The organism is Enterobacteriaceae endosymbiont of Plateumaris rustica, from assembly GCF_012562965.1.
Classification (GTDB): Bacteria; Pseudomonadota; Gammaproteobacteria; order Enterobacterales; family Enterobacteriaceae.
This window is the reverse complement of sequence record NZ_CP046228.1, coordinates 251,316-267,161: the sequence shown is the minus strand read 5'-3', so window position 1 is coordinate 267,161 and position 15,846 is coordinate 251,316. Positions and strand designations below refer to the sequence as shown.

Below are 15,846 nucleotides of genomic sequence, written 5' to 3'. Positions count from 1 at the left end.
AAAATAAAATTTAATAAAAATTAGATTTATTTACAAATAAAGAGAAATTTAATGATTAAAATTAATGCTAATAAAGTAAAAGAATTAAGAAATATTACTGGTATAGGAATTATGGAATGTAAAAAAGCACTGATAGAAACAAAAGGAAATATAAAATTAGCTATAGATTATATTCGTAAATATTCAAAAATACAATCTATTAAAAAATCAAGTTTTATAACAAAAGAAGGTTTTATTATAGATTATATTAATAATGATTATGGAATATTATTAGAAATAAATTGTCAAACTGATTTTGTAGCTAAAGATAATAATCTTAATAATTTTGCTAAAAATATAATTAAATATTCTTTTGAAAAAAAAATTACGAATTTAACTAAAATAAAAAATATTTTTAAAGAAAAAAGAATACAGTTAATTAATATTATGAAAGAAAATATTATTATTCGTCGTTTAGGTGTAATTAAAGGAAATTTTATAGGAACATATCTTCATCATACTAAACGTATTGGTGTAATAGTACAATCTGATATAGATAATCCAGCAGCAATTAAAAAAATAGCTATGCATATAGCTGTATTAAAACCACAATATATCAGTAAAAAAGATATATCTAAAAAAATTATTAAAGATGAATATACATTACAAATGGAAATTGCAAAACAATTTAAAAAACCTTTTAATATAATAGAAAAAATAGTACAAGGACGTGTAAATAAATTTATAAATAATATAACTTTAATTAATCAACAATTTTTATTTGATACTAATAAAACAGTACTACAATTTTTAGATGAAAATCATATTATTATTTCTAAATTTATACGTTTTGAATTAGGTGAAAAATTACTTTAAAATTAATCGTTATGTTTAGTATATTTTAAAATAAATAAAAATTTTAATTATGTATAATTAGTATTATGAAAACAAAAAATAAATTAATTTATAAAAGAGTAATTATTAAAATTAGCGGTGAATTTTTACAAGATAAAAATGATTTAAGTTTAACTATAAATATTAATCAATTAAATTATATAATTCAAGAAATAAAAAAAATATTACCTTTAGGAATACAAATTGGTATTATTATAGGAGGAGGTAATTTATTTAGAGGAAAATCTATTGTATTAAATAATAATCTTGATCGTATAATTGCTGATCAAATGGGAATTTTAGCAACTATAATAAACGGATTAGCATTATATAATTCTATGAAACTTTATTTAAAAAATATATATTTAATGTCATCTATAAAAATTAATGGTATTTGCAATGAATATAATATAATAAAAGCTAGAGATTTAATTAATCATAACATTATTATATTATCAGGAGGTATTGGTAATCCTTTATTTACAACTGATACAACTGCTTCCTTAAGAGGAATTGAATTAGCAGTTGATGCTATATTAAAAGCAACAAAAGTTGATGGAGTATATTCTAAAGATCCTGTAGTAAATTACGATGCAAAATTTTATAATAAATTAACATATGATTATGTTTTAAAAAAAAAAATACAAGTAATGGATGATACTGCTCTTATTTTAGCTCGTGATTATAATATTCCAATCCATATATTTAATATCAATAAATCAGGATCATTATATCGTGTTCTTACAGGAAAAAAAGAAGGTACCATAATATCATTATAATTTTACTTCTAAATTTAAATACATGGACAATAATATGTATAATTATATATTACAAAATAATGAAGATAATATGAAAAAATGTTTAAATATTTTTAAAAATAAAATTAATTCAATATATATTAATAGAATATCTCCAAGTTTATTTGATAATATCAATATTAAAATTTCTAATAAATTTACATTAATAAAATATATAGCTAATATAGTAGTAGAAAATTCAAATACTTTAAAAATTACTCCATTTGATTTTTTAATGTTAAAAAAAATTGAAAAAGCTATATTATTGTCAAATTTAAATTTAAATATTAAATCAATAACATCACAGAATATTTATGTTATAATACCTCCGCTTACAGAAACTAGAAGAATTAATATGATTAAAATAATAAAGAAAGAAAGTGAAAAAAATCGTATTAATATACGTAATATTAGAAGAGAAACTAATAATAAAATTAAATTTTATTTAAAAGAAAAAACAATAGATAAAAATGAAGAAAAAAAATTATATAAATGTATTCAAAAACAAACAATTTATTATATAAAATTAATCTCTGATATTTTAGAAAAAAAAAAAGAAGAATTATTAAATTTTAAATAAAAATTAATTTTTATTTAAACGTTTTTTAATATTATATATATTAATTGGATAATATGAAATACTTAACTATATTAGGTTCAACAGGATATATAGGAAGAAATGTTTTATCAGTTGTTTTAACAAATCCTGAATTATTTAAAATAAAAGTATTAGTTTCTCATAGTAATGTAGAATTAATGACTAAACAATGTATTTTATTTAATCCTGATTATGCAGCTATGTTTAAGCAAAATGCAGCTGAAAGATTAAAAAATAATTTATCTAATACTGAAATAAAAACACAAATATTATTTGGTGAACAAAAGATAGAACAATTAGCATCTTTAGATGATGTAGATCAAGTTATTGCTGCTATAAATGGAACAGCAGGATTTTTATCGGTATTATCAGCTATTAGAGCAGGAAAAAATGTTTTATTAGCAAATAAAGAATTAATTGTTATTTCTGGTAATATTTTAATGTATGAAGCTAAAAAATTTAAAGCAAAAATTTTACCTCTTAATAAAAATCATAGTTCTATTTTTCAAATGATGCCTATAAATATTCAAAAACAGTTAGGATTTTGTAATTTAAATCAAAATAATATTCAAAAAATTATTCTTACTAGTTCCGGAGGTCCCTTTTTACATACTTCAAAAAAAAAATTTAAATATATTAATATAAAAGATGTATGTAATTGTGCATATAGCAATATGAAAAAAAAATTAATAATTAATTCAGCAACTATGATGAATATAGGATTAGAATATATAGCTAGTAAATATTTATTTAATGCACAAAAAAATCAAATGGAAATTATTATTCATCCTGAATCAAAAATTAATGCTATGATAAAATTTAAAGATAGTAGTATTTCAACTCAGTTAAGTATTTCTGATATACGTATTTTTATTGCTAGTATGATAAATTGGCCAATTAAAATAAATTCTGGAGTTGAACAAATTAATTTACATGAATTAAAATTTTTAACGTTTTTAAAACCAGATTTTATAAAATATTCTTGTTTAAAATTAGCAATTGAAGTTTGTTTTGCAAATAATATTTCATCTTCTATAATATTAAATGCAGCAAATGAAATAGCTGTAAAATCTTTTATAGAAAAAAAAATATCATTTGATGATATTTCTTCTTTAAATCATACTATAATTAATACATTATCTTTTAATAATCCTAAATCTATACATGATATATTATGGATAGATAATTACGTACGTAAATATACTAAATATATATTAAAAAATAAATTTAAAAAACATTAACTAAATGTATATTATTTTATTAATAAAAGTAAAATGATAATTAATCAAACAAATTTAAAAATGAAAAAATTATCTTACCCAAATCATGTAGCTATTATTATGGATGGTAATAGAAGATGGGCTAAAAAAAAAAATACATGGAAATTTTCAGGTCATAAAGAAGGAGTAAATACTATAAAAAAAATTATTAATTCAGCATTATATTTTAAATTAAAAGTATTAACATTATATGCTTTTAGTAGTGAAAATTGGAAAAGATCTATTAATGAAATTAAATTTTTAATGAATTTATTTACTAAAGTATTAGATAATGAAGTAGTAAATTTTAAAAAAAAAAATATATGTTTAAAAATTATTGGTAATATTAATAAATTTGATATAAATTTACAGAAATCTATTATTAAAGCTGAAAATTTTACTAAGAATAATAGTGGATTAATTTTAAATATAGCTGTTAATTATGGAGGTCGTTGGGATATTATTTCAGGTGTAAAAAAAATTATTATAGAAATTCAAAAAGGTTTATTAAATTCTAATTCAATTAATGAATATATTTTTTCTAAATATTTATGTTTAAATAATATAATTCCTGTAGATTTAGTAATAAGAACTGGAGGAGAATTACGTATTAGTAATTTTTTAATCTGGCAAATTGCTTATTCAGAGCTTTATTTTACTAAAATATTATGGCCTGATTTTAATGAAGAAAATTTTAAAAATGCTTTAGAAGAATTTTCTAAAAGAAAACGACGTTTTGGTGGTAATATTGATAATTAAAATTATTATAAAATATTATTTTATGAAAAATTATATAATTGAAATTATATAATTAATAATTATTTATATTTTAATATTTAGAGGAGTTGATATGTTGTTTAATGTTATTTGGGATATAATAATATTTATTATAACTTTAAGCACATTAATAATGGTACATGAATTTGGACATTTTTATGTTGCACGTTATTTTAACGTATATGTTGAATGTTTTTCTATTGGTTTTGGAAAAAGAATATTACAATATCGTAATAAATATGGAACTAATTTTGTAATTAGATTAATACCTTTAGGTGGCTACATAAAAATGCCTAATAATCATCATATTACAACTAATCAAATAAAATATATAAATAAATATAAGTTATTATATTTTAATAATTTAATTTTTTTAAAAAAAATTTTAATTATACTTTCTGGTCCTATATCTAATTTAATATTTGCAGTAATAATTTATTGGACTATTTTCTTTATAGGGTTCCCTATTAACAAACCTATTATTAATGAAATTTATTATTCTTCATTAGCGGATATTTCTGGTCTAGCTCCTAATACAATAATAAAAGAAGTTAATGGAATAAAAACTCCTGATTGGGATACCATTAATACAATATTAATTCAAAATCTAAATAGTAATATTATTGATATAGGTGTTAGTAATATAAATTCAAATATTTTACTAAAGAAAAAAATAATTACTAAAAAAAATTTTATTAAAAATAATAAAGATAATTTAATATTAAGTTTAGGTATTTTACCAAAAGGATTTACAATTAATCCTATTATTATTAAAATTATTCATGATTCACCTGCAGAAAAAGCAAAATTTAATATAGGAGATAAAATTTTAAAGATACAAGGAAATAATTTTACAAATTGGTATAATTTTCAAAAAATTATTGCTAGTAATATTAATAAAACTATTTCTATTACTATAGAAAGAAATAAAAAAAATATAAATATTGTTTTTCTTAATAAAGAATATTTAAATAATAAAAAAAATGGATTTATAGGGTTAATTCCAAAAATAGTACATATCAAAGATAATACTCCTATTGTTACATATAAATATAATATTTTCGAATCTTTTATTAAAGCAATAAATAAAACTTATATATTAATTAAATTAATGTTCATAATTATTATTAATTTATTTCATGGAAACATAAATTTTCATACTATTAATGGACCTATTTCAATTGCACGTAATGCTGGAATATTGTCTCGTGATAATTTTTTATATTATTTTATATTTTTAGCTTTAATTAGTATTAATCTTGGTATAATAAATTTATTACCTATTCCAGTATTAGATGGAGGTCAAATATCTTTTTTATTATATACTAAAATTACAGGTCATAAATTATCAGAAAAAATACAAGAATTAATATATAATATTAGTTTAATATTTTTATTTTTAATAATGGGGATTGCATTAATCAATGATTTTTTACAATTATAAAAAAAATATTTCTTTTAAGATAAAACAAATTAAATATTTAATATTATGTATTATCTTAATGATAAGTACTAATATTTATTGTACATCTGTAGATTCTAATCAAAAAAATATTTTTTGTATAAATAAAATTATAATTTTTGGATTAGAAAAATTTAATAAAAATAAAATAATACAAAATTTACCTATAAAAAAAGGAGATTATATTAATAATGAAGATTTAACTAAAATAATACATATGTTATTTAATATTGGTATATTTGAAAACATAAGTATATTTAGAGAAAAAAATGATATAGTAATAAAGTTTTTAGAAAAACCTGTTATTTCTAATATTTTTTTTAATGGGAATAAACTTATTAAAAATAATATTTTACAAAATATAATTGAAAATATTGGAATAACTAAAGGAATAATTGTTGATTATCCAATATTATTTTTTATTAAAAAAGAAATAGAACATATTTATTTAGATAATGGAATGTTTAATTCTAAAATTATAATTAAAATTATTAAAAAACCTCATAATAATATTATTATTAAATTTTTAATACATGAAGGAAAAATATCAAAAATAAAACAAATAAATATTTTAGGAAATCATTTTTATACTAAAGAATATTTATTATTCTATTTAAAATTAAATTCTGGAAGATCTTTTATAGATTTTTTCCTAAATAATAATTATCATACACAATATATTAATAATGATATAGAAAATTTAAAAAATTTTTATTTAAATAAAGGATTTGCTCTTTTTAAAATAGAATTTATTAGTCATAATTTTTCATATGATAAAAAGGACATATATATTACTTTAAAAATTAATGAAAATAAAAAATTTAAATTTAGTAAAATTATATATTTTATAAATAAAAAAGAATTTTTAAATAAAATAAAAAATTTAATAAAAATTAAATCAGGAGATTTATATAATAATAAGAAAATTATACAAACTAAAAATAAAATAATAAATTTTTTAGGAAAATATGGATATCTATATCCTCAAATTCAAATTTTTAATAAATTTAATATAAATAATAGTTCTGTTCAAATAAGATATAATATATATACTGGTAAAAAATATTTTGTAAGAAAAATAGAATATTTAGGAAATTATTTAACAAAAGATAAGATTTTGCGTAATGAAACTATGCAAATGGAAAATACTTGGTTTGATAGTTATTTGATAAAAAAAACTAAAAGACGTTTAAATTTATTAGGATATTTTGATAACATAGAAGTGTTTTTTAAAAAAAATAATGACTTAAATAATACAATAGATTTAATTTTTAAAGTTAATGAACGAGATAATGGAACATTTAATATTCATTTTGGTTACGGAACTAATAATGGTTTATCATTACAATCAGATATAGGTGAAGATAATTTTTTAGGAACAGGAAATGATATTAATATTAAAGTTAATACAGATTCATTAGAAACTTATTTAGAATGTTCTTTAATGAATTCTTATTTTTTAAAAAATAATATTAGTTTAGGAACAAAATTATTTTTTCATAATTTTAAAACAAAAGATTCAAATCTTATAAATAAAAGTAGAGGTATTTCAGGAATACTAACTTATCCTATTAGTAAAAATTTAAAAATACAAAATAAACTTGAATATAATATTAATAATTTTTTAAATACTAAACCTCAAATAGATATTTGGCACTATTTAATAAAATTAGGTTATAAATTAAATTTAAATTATAAAAATACTTCTTATATTATAAATAATTTAAATTTAAATAATTCATTAATTTTAAATACCTTAAATGATAAATTTTTACCCAGAAAAGGTAATCTTAGTATTTTAAATATAATTTTTAATTTACCGATATCTAAAGATTATTATTATAAAATAAATTTTAATAATTCTACATATATTCCTTTATATTCTTTTACAAAAAATCATAAATTAAATAAATTTTCAAAAATTATTTTTTTATTAAAAAGTAATATTGGCTATGGACACGGTTTTTTAAATAGAAATTTTCCTTTTAATAAAAATTTTTATTTAGGTGGACAAGAAACACTACGTGGTTTTAAAATAAGTCATGTAGGTCCAAAAGCAATTTATTATAATTCATCAAAATATTTTTGTAAAAATAAACATATGATCTGTACATCTAATGATTATATTGGAGGTAATTTAATAGCTAATTTCAGTACTGAATTAATTTTTCCTATTCCTTTTATAAAAGAAGAATATAAAAAAAATATAAATACTTCTATTTTTTTAGATTTTGGAAATATTTGGGATACTTTACTTGAAGATAATTATTTAATAAAACTATATAAACTTTCTAAAAAAAATATTTTAATTAATATGAGATCTTCTATTGGTATTTCTTTTAAATGGCATTCTCCTTTTGGAATAATAATTTTTTCTTATGCATATCCTTTAATTAAATATGATCAAGATCAAGTTGAACAATTTCAATTTAATATAGGAAAAATTTAATAAAAATTTTAAATTTAATAATAAAATTTCTTATATATTTAATATTAAATATGTGCTTATGTATTAATTATAGATTAATAATATTAGTTAAAAAGTTTAATATAAAATGAACAAAAAAAATTTTATTCATTTACATGTTCATAGTGATTATTCTATGAAAGATGGATTAGCAAAAATTGATCATTTAATTAAAAGAACAGCTGAATTTAATATGCCTGCAATAGCAATTACTGATATTACAAATATATTTGGTTTAATAAAATTTTATAAAAAAGCTCATAATTCGGGAATTAAAGCAATTATTGGATCTGAATTTATAATAAAAAATTGTATTAATTTACATAGTTATTTTACTAAAATAATTATTTTAGCAAAAAATAATATTGGTTACTATAACTTAAAATTATTAATATCTGATGCTTATAAAGGTGGTTATGATAATTTTATTGGACCTTTTATAACATATAAAATGTTAGTTAAATATAATAAGGGTTTAATTATATTATCAGGAGGAGTTAAAGGAGATATTGGAAAAAATATTTTAAGTAAAAATATTTTTTTAGTTGAAAAAATTATTAATTTTTATAAAAAATATTTTCCAAATAATTTTTATATAGAATTAACTCGTACTAATCGTATCTATGAAGAAAAATACATATATTTAATTTTAAATATAGCTAATGATTTTAATTTACCCGTTGTTGCCACTAATGAAGTATGTTTTTTAGATAAAAAAGATTTTTTAACTCATGAAATTCGTGTATCTATTAATAAAGGTTATACTTTAAATCAATTTAAAAAAAAATCTAATTATAGTTCTGAGCAATTCTTTCGTAGTGCTAAAGAAATGAATGAATTATTTCATGATATTCCTGAAGCATTAGAAAATAGTATAGAAATAGCAAAAAGATGTAATGTTTTTTTAAGATTAGGTAAATATTTTTTACCTAAATTTAATAATAGTGTAAATAATAAAGACTTTCTTATTAAAAAAGCAAAAATTGGTTTGAAAAAACGTTTAAAAAATTTATTTCCTGATATACAAATAAGAAATTTAAAAAAAAATATATATAAAAAAAGATTATTAAAAGAATTAGATGTTATTAATAAAATGAATTTTCCTAGTTATTTTCTTATAGTTATGGAATTTGTTCAATGGTCTAGAGATAATAATATACCTGTTGGACCAGCTAGAGGTTCTGGTGCTGGATCATTAGTTGCATATTGTTTAAATATTACTAATATAGATCCAATTAAATTTGATTTAATCTTTGAAAGATTTCTTAATCCAGAAAGAATCTCATTACCAGATTTTGATATTGATTTTTGTATGGAAAAAAGAGATTTAGTTATTGAACATGTAAAAAATGTATATGGTCATGAAAAAGTATCTCAAATCATAACATTTGGTACAATGACAGCTAAAGCAGTAATTAGAGATGTTGGAAGAGTATTAGGATATCCTTATGATTTTATCAATCGTATTTCAAAATTAATTCCTTTAGATCTCGGTATAGGTTTAAAAAAAGCTTTTATTATGAATAAAAAATTATCTAATTTATATAAATCAGATAATAATGTAAAAGAATTAGTAAATGCTTCATTGAAATTAGAAGGTACTATTCGTAATATTGGTAAACATGCTGGAGGTGTTGTTATATCACCATGTAAAATAACAAAATTTACTCCTATATATTGTGATAGTCAAGGAGAAAATATTGTTACTCAATTTGATAAAGATGATATAGAAGATATTGGATTAGTAAAATTTGATTTTTTAGGATTAAGAACATTAACTGTAATTGATCATGCATTAAAAATAATTAATAAACAAAATAAAAAAAAAAATAAAGTATTAATTGATATTAATTCTATTAATTTAAATGATAAAAAAATTTATTCATTTTTAAAAAAAGCTAACACAACTGCAATATTTCAATTAGAATCTAAAGGTATAAAAGATTTAATAAAAAAATTAAAACCAGATAATTTTGAAGATATTATTTCTTTGTTAGCTCTTTTTCGTCCTGGTCCGTTACAATCTGGTATGGTTGAAAATTTTATTAATAGAAAAAATGGCAAAGAAATTATTTCTTATCCAAATATTAAATGGCAACATAATAAATTAAGATCAGTATTAAAATCTACATATGGTATTATTTTATATCAAGAACAAGTTATGAAAATAGCTCAAGTACTTGCTGGATATAGTTTAGGAAAAGCTGATGTTTTACGTAGAGTTATTAGTAAAAAACAATACAAAGAAATGTCTAAACAAAGATTTTATTTCTTACAAGGATCAAAAAAATTAAATATTGATAATAATTTATCAATGAAAATTTTTGATTTTTTAGAAAATTTTGCATCTTATGGTTTTAATAAATCTCATTCTGTAGGTTATGCATTAATATCATATCAAACACTTTGGTTAAAAGTATATCATCCATCGGAATTTATGGCTGCTGTATTAACATCTGAAATGGATAATACAGAAAAAATTATTAATTTAGTAAAAGATTGTTGGAATATTAAAGTAAATTTATTACCACCTAATATTAATACTAGTATATATGAATTTCATGTAAATCAAGAAGGTAATATTGTATATGGTTTTGGAGCAATAAAGGGAATAGGAAAACATCAAACAAAACATATTTTAAATATTAGAAAAAAATACGGTCCATATAAATCAATTATTGATTTATGTGTAAATACAAATTTTAAAAAAATTAATAAACGTGTTATAGAAAAATTAATAACTTCTGGTGCAATGGATTGTTTTAAACATAATAGAGGAATTTTATTTAATAAATTAAATGAAACTATACAAATAGCTCAACAGTATTTAAAGATAAAAAAAACAGGTCAAATAGATATGTTTAATTTGATCAGTCAAAATTATAATATATTAAATAATATAAATTTAATTTGGTCAAAAAAAGAAAAATTTTTAAAAGAAAAAAATACTTTAGGATTTTATTTATCTGGTTATCATTTTATTGAATTTTTTCAAGATATAAAATATTTTTTTAATATTAATTATATAAAAGATATCCAATTTTTTTATAAAAAAAATATTTATAATTTAAGGATAGCAGGAATTATTAGTAATATACATTATATTACTAATACAAAAAAAGATAAAATAATAGCTTTTGATATTAATGATAATACAAAAATAATAGAAGTAAATTTGACATTAGATCTTTTTAATAAATTTTATTCTTTAATAAAATTAGAAAATATTCTTATTATAAAAGGATTAGTATTTTTTGATAATTTTATCAAAAAATTTAAATTACAAGGAAATAATTTAATAGATATTAATACATTTTATAAAAAATATATATATAGTATTTCAATAATTATTGAAGAAAAAAAAATATTTTTGAAAAAGAATTTCTTTGATATTTTAAAGAAATTCTTTTTCAAAAATAATAACATTAAAGGTGTACCTATATATTTTTATTATAAAAATAAAAATATAAAAATATATAATAATAAGGTGTATAAGATATTAATTAATGATATTTTATTAATTCAATTAAAATATATATTAAAAAAAAATAAATTAAAATTAAAACTTAATTTTAATTAACATAAAATTAAATATACAAAAATGATATTTACAAAAAAAATACAGTTTATTTTACATAAATTACAAAAAATATTAGTAGCTTATAGTGGAGGATTAGATTCTACAGTTTTATTATTTAATTTAGTTAAATTACGTAAAAAATATCCTTATATAAAATTAAGAGCTATTCATATTAATCATAATTTGAACTTTTATTCAAAAGAATGGTCTAAAATATGTTTTTTAAAATGTCAAAAATGGAATATACCAATAATATGTAAAAATATAATTTTAAATCATAAGAAAGGTAATATTGAAGAAAAAGCACGTATAGAAAGATATAAAATATTTAATAATATTATTGAAAATAATGAAATTATAGTAACAGCTCATCATTTAGATGATCAATATGAAACTATTTTATTATTTTTGAAAAGAGGTAGTGGTCCAAAAGGATTATCAGGAATATCTCAAACACATATTATAAATAAATTACGATTATTTCGTCCTTTATTAAATATAAGTCGTAAAGAATTATTAAATTATGCTATGAAAAATAATTTAGATTGGATAGAAGATCAAAGTAATTTAAATAATAAATATGATCGAAATTTTTTACGTAATATAATTTTACCACATCTACATTATAGATGGCCTTTTTTTAAAAAATCTGTATTAAAAACTTCATCTATTTGTCGTGAACAAGAAGAATTAATAACAGATTTACTAAGTTCAGTCATGAAAAAATTAATACAATATAATAATAGTTTATTTTTTATTCCTTTACATAAATATAGTATTATAAAAAGAAATACTATAATTAGGAAATGGATTGAATATAATAAATGTCAAATGCCTTCCAGAAAAGTATTATCAATAATATGGGAAGAAGTTGTATGTTCGAAATCAAATTTTAAATCATATGTAAAAATAAGCAATTATCAAATTAGAAAATACAATTCATGTTTATATTGTATAAAAAATTTTTTTACTTTAAAAAATAATATTTATAAATGGATTAATGTATTAATCCCGTTTATATTACCCAATAATTTAGGAAAATTAATCTTTTTAAGTAAATATAAAAAAAATACTCTTCAAATAAGAAAACCTAAAAAAAAAGAAATAGTATTTATAAAATTTTATATTACTGGTGAATATTATTTTTTAAATCTTAAAAAAAAAAACAAAATACATAACATATGGAATAAACTTAATATTCCTATATGGGAAAGAAATAACATTCCATTATTATTTTATAATAATATATTTATTGCTGAATTACAAAATAATTTAGTAACAATAGAAGGAATTAATAACGAAAAAGAAGAAAATTTTATCTTTTGGGATAAAAATTTTAATTAAATTTTTCTTTATTTATAATAAAATCAATAATTTTATTTATAGATATTATTTGTTTTTCTCCTGTTTTTCGAAATTTATATTCAACATTATTATTTATAATATTATTATTATTAATAATAATTATATGAGGTATTCCAATAAGATCTATATCTTTAAACATAACTCCAGGACTTTCTTTTCTATCATCTAAAATTACTTCTATTTTTAAAGAAATAAATTTTTGATAAATATCAAAACAAATTTTTTTAATTACACTATATTTATACATATTTATTGGTATTATTGCGACTTTAAATGGGGCAAGAGATGAAGGCCAATATATACCATTATTATCATGATTTTGTTCTATAATTGCTGCAATTATACGAGAAATTCCAATTCCATAACATCCCATATATAAAGGAATTTTTTCTTTTTTTATATTTTGTATAGTAACATTCATTAATTTAGAATATTTTGTACCAAGTTGAAAAATATGAGCTATTTCAATACTTTTATTAATAATTAATGAATTTTTTTTATTACAAGTTAAATTTTTATTATATATTTTACGAATATCTTGAATATTATTTGGAATTGGTAAATCTCTTTTCCAATTAATATTAATATAATATTTATTGTTAATATTTGAACCTATAATAAAATTACTCATATTAATTACAGAATAATCAGCAATTATTGGTATATTTAAATTAATAGGACCTAAAGAATATTGATTTACTTTAAAAAGACTAATAATATCTTTCTCAGATAAAATACTTAATGGTTTTAATATATTTTCATTTAATTTTTCTATTTTATTAATATTTATTTTATAATCACTTCTAATTAGTAAAGCAAGTAAAGAAAATTTTTTTTCCGTAGTTTTAACTATAATAGTTTTAATAATATTACTAGTTGATGAATTAAGTTTTTTAGCAATATATTTAAAATTTACTGATTTGTTAATTTTTATTAATTTTTTAATTAAAAAATTTTTATTAATATTTATTTTCTTTTTAGAAATAAAAAATTTTACTAAATTAGTATTATATGCATTTCCCGATTTTGATAATGCAATAGAATCTTCTCCATTATTAGATAATATATGAAATTCATGAGAAATTTTTCCACCTATAATACTATTATCTCCTTTTATAATATAATATTTTAATTTAATTAAATCAAAAATTTTTTTATATGTATCTAATATAATATTATATGTTTTTTTTAGAGATTTTTCATTAAGATGAAAAGAATACGCATCTTTCATTAAAAATTCTTTAGAACGTACTACACCCAAACGAGATCTAATTTCATCACGAAATTTTACTTGAATTTGATATAAATTTAAAGGTAAATTTTTATATGATTTTATTTCATTATTAATTAGATAAGTAATAACTTCTTCATGAGTAGGTCCTAAAAAAAAATTTCGTTTATTACGATCTATTATTTTAAATAATTCATCTCCGTAATCATAAATACGTCCACTAACTTCCCATATATTACTAGGTTGTATTATAGGCATTAAAATTTCAATAAAATTTATATTATTCATTTGTTTACGTATTATTTTTTTAAAATTTTTAATAATTCTTAAACCTGTTGGCAACCAAGTATATATTCCTGAAGATAATTGTTTAATCATACCAGATTTTATCATTAAATAATAACTATTGATTTTATTAGTTGGAATTTTGTTTTTAGATGTAAAAAATAAATATTTACTAGCTAACATTAGTTTTAACCTATTAGTAATAAATTAAATACATATTTTTTATATTTGATAAATAATTAAATTGTATTATATTAACAAATAAAATAATGTAACCAATTAGAAAATAATAAATTACCATGACTTCTCCAATTAACTTTAGGAGTTAATGAAATATCGTTATTAGGAAAATAATTAAATGGAATTAAAGATTTTAAATTAACATTTAAATCAGATTTATATTCTTTAGCTATAGTTTCTGCATCATATTCTGGATGACCAGTAATAAAAGTATATTTTTTATTTTTACTAGTTAATAAATAAGCTCCTGCTTTTTCAGAAATAGATAAAATATTTAAATCAGTATAATTTTTTATTATATCTATAGAAAAATTAGCATATCTAGAATGTGGAACAAAAAAATAATCATCAAAACCTTTTGTTAAAAGATTATTTTTAAATAAAGTTTTATGTTTAAATATTCCTGATAATTTAAATTTATTATTTTTTTTAGGTATATCATATAATATATTTAATATTGCTTGTACTGACCAACATATAGACAAAACATAATTTACATGATTTTTTGCCCATTCAATTATTTTTACAAATTTTTTCCAATATCTAATTTCAGTAAAATTAATTAATCCTAAAGGAGCACCAGTAATAATTAATCCATCAAAATATTCATTATAAATTTCTTCTAAAGTAAAATAAAATTTTTTTGTATGTTTTATAGAAGATATATTATTAGATTGAGAATCATTTATACATAATAAAAATAAATTTATTAACAAAGGAGAATTAGATAATAATCTAATAAGTTGATTTTCTGTATCTATTTTTTTAAACATAAGATTTAAAATAATAATTTTTTTTGAACAAAATATTTTTTTATAATTTTTTGATTTAGTTAATAAAATTATATTTTCTTTTTTTAAAAAATTAATAGCAGGTAATTCTTCCGGAACTATTATTGGCATATTTCTACCT

11 protein-coding genes are annotated in these 15,846 nt (G+C 18.0%); 9 read left to right on the top strand and 2 right to left on the bottom strand.

Annotated elements, in window-relative coordinates:
* The first annotated feature begins 51 nt into the window (after positions 1-51).
* The 9 genes from tsf to tilS all read left to right on the top strand — a co-directional run bounded on the left by tsf (position 52) and on the right by tilS (position 13,157).
* Positions 52-855: a translation elongation factor Ts gene (gene tsf, locus GJT82_RS01215; protein WP_168819453.1), complete on the top strand. Its 804-nt coding sequence runs from the start codon at positions 52-54 to the stop codon at positions 853-855.
* A 65-nt stretch (positions 856-920) separates the two neighbouring features.
* Complete coding sequence (pyrH, locus tag GJT82_RS01210; RefSeq protein WP_168819451.1) at positions 921-1,652, top strand: UMP kinase; 732 nt, start codon at positions 921-923, stop codon at positions 1,650-1,652.
* Positions 1,653-1,686: 34 nt separating this feature from the next.
* Positions 1,687-2,250, top strand: coding sequence for a ribosome-recycling factor (locus GJT82_RS01205; protein ID WP_168819449.1), 564 nt, complete (start codon positions 1,687-1,689; stop codon positions 2,248-2,250).
* A gap of 53 nt (positions 2,251-2,303) precedes the next feature.
* Positions 2,304-3,509 carry a 1-deoxy-D-xylulose-5-phosphate reductoisomerase gene (gene dxr, locus GJT82_RS01200; RefSeq protein ID WP_168819447.1) on the top strand — a complete coding sequence of 402 codons (1,206 nt, stop codon included), beginning with the start codon at positions 2,304-2,306 and terminating at the stop codon, positions 3,507-3,509.
* A 33-nt stretch (positions 3,510-3,542) separates the two neighbouring features.
* Positions 3,543-4,286, top strand: a complete 744-nt coding sequence (gene uppS, locus GJT82_RS01195; protein WP_168819445.1) for a polyprenyl diphosphate synthase — start codon at positions 3,543-3,545, stop codon at positions 4,284-4,286.
* Positions 4,287-4,377: 91 nt separating this feature from the next.
* Positions 4,378-5,748 (top strand): RIP metalloprotease RseP, encoded by a 1,371-nt coding sequence (gene rseP, locus GJT82_RS01190; protein WP_168819443.1) that lies wholly within the window; start codon positions 4,378-4,380, stop codon positions 5,746-5,748.
* Complete coding sequence (bamA, locus tag GJT82_RS01185) at positions 5,729-8,215, top strand: outer membrane protein assembly factor BamA (protein WP_168819441.1); 2,487 nt, start codon at positions 5,729-5,731, stop codon at positions 8,213-8,215. Before rseP ends, bamA begins: the two co-directional genes overlap by 20 nt.
* A gap of 106 nt (positions 8,216-8,321) precedes the next feature.
* Entirely contained in the window at positions 8,322-11,813 is a 3,492-nt protein-coding gene (gene dnaE / locus GJT82_RS01180) for a DNA polymerase III subunit alpha (RefSeq protein ID WP_168819439.1), read from the top strand.
* Between the two features lie 21 nt (positions 11,814-11,834).
* On the top strand, positions 11,835-13,157 hold the full coding sequence (gene tilS, locus GJT82_RS01175) for a tRNA lysidine(34) synthetase TilS (RefSeq protein ID WP_168819437.1): 1,323 nt from the start codon (positions 11,835-11,837) through the stop codon (positions 13,155-13,157).
* Here the strand turns inward: tilS and GJT82_RS01170 are convergent.
* Positions 13,150-14,877, bottom strand: a complete 1,728-nt coding sequence (locus GJT82_RS01170; protein WP_168819429.1) for a proline--tRNA ligase — start codon at positions 14,875-14,877, stop codon at positions 13,150-13,152. The genes tilS and GJT82_RS01170 overlap by 8 nt on opposite strands.
* A 71-nt stretch (positions 14,878-14,948) precedes the next feature.
* On the bottom strand, positions 14,949-15,836 hold the full coding sequence (locus tag GJT82_RS01165; RefSeq protein ID WP_168819427.1) for a homoserine O-succinyltransferase: 888 nt from the start codon (positions 15,834-15,836) through the stop codon (positions 14,949-14,951).
* Between the last annotated feature and the right edge of the window lie 10 nt (positions 15,837-15,846).

Excerpts from the sequence above, each read along its gene's own strand:
- tsf (WP_168819453.1), top strand. The coding sequence starts at position 52 with ATGATTAAAATTAATGCTAATAAAGTAAAAGAATTAAGAAATATTACT.
- pyrH (WP_168819451.1), top strand. The coding sequence starts at position 921 with ATGAAAACAAAAAATAAATTAATTTATAAAAGAGTAATTATTAAAATT.
- GJT82_RS01205 (WP_168819449.1), top strand. The coding sequence starts at position 1,687 with ATGTATAATTATATATTACAAAATAATGAAGATAATATGAAAAAATGT.
- dxr (WP_168819447.1), top strand. The coding sequence starts at position 2,304 with ATGAAATACTTAACTATATTAGGTTCAACAGGATATATAGGAAGAAAT.
- uppS (WP_168819445.1), top strand. The coding sequence starts at position 3,543 with ATGATAATTAATCAAACAAATTTAAAAATGAAAAAATTATCTTACCCA.
- rseP (WP_168819443.1), top strand. The coding sequence starts at position 4,378 with ATGTTGTTTAATGTTATTTGGGATATAATAATATTTATTATAACTTTA.
- bamA (WP_168819441.1), top strand. The coding sequence starts at position 5,729 with ATGATTTTTTACAATTATAAAAAAAATATTTCTTTTAAGATAAAACAA.
- dnaE (WP_168819439.1), top strand. The coding sequence starts at position 8,322 with ATGAACAAAAAAAATTTTATTCATTTACATGTTCATAGTGATTATTCT.
- tilS (WP_168819437.1), top strand. The coding sequence starts at position 11,835 with ATGATATTTACAAAAAAAATACAGTTTATTTTACATAAATTACAAAAA.
- GJT82_RS01170 (WP_168819429.1), bottom strand. The coding sequence starts at position 14,877 with ATGTTAGCTAGTAAATATTTATTTTTTACATCTAAAAACAAAATTCCA.
- GJT82_RS01165 (WP_168819427.1), bottom strand. The coding sequence starts at position 15,836 with ATGCCAATAATAGTTCCGGAAGAATTACCTGCTATTAATTTTTTAAAA.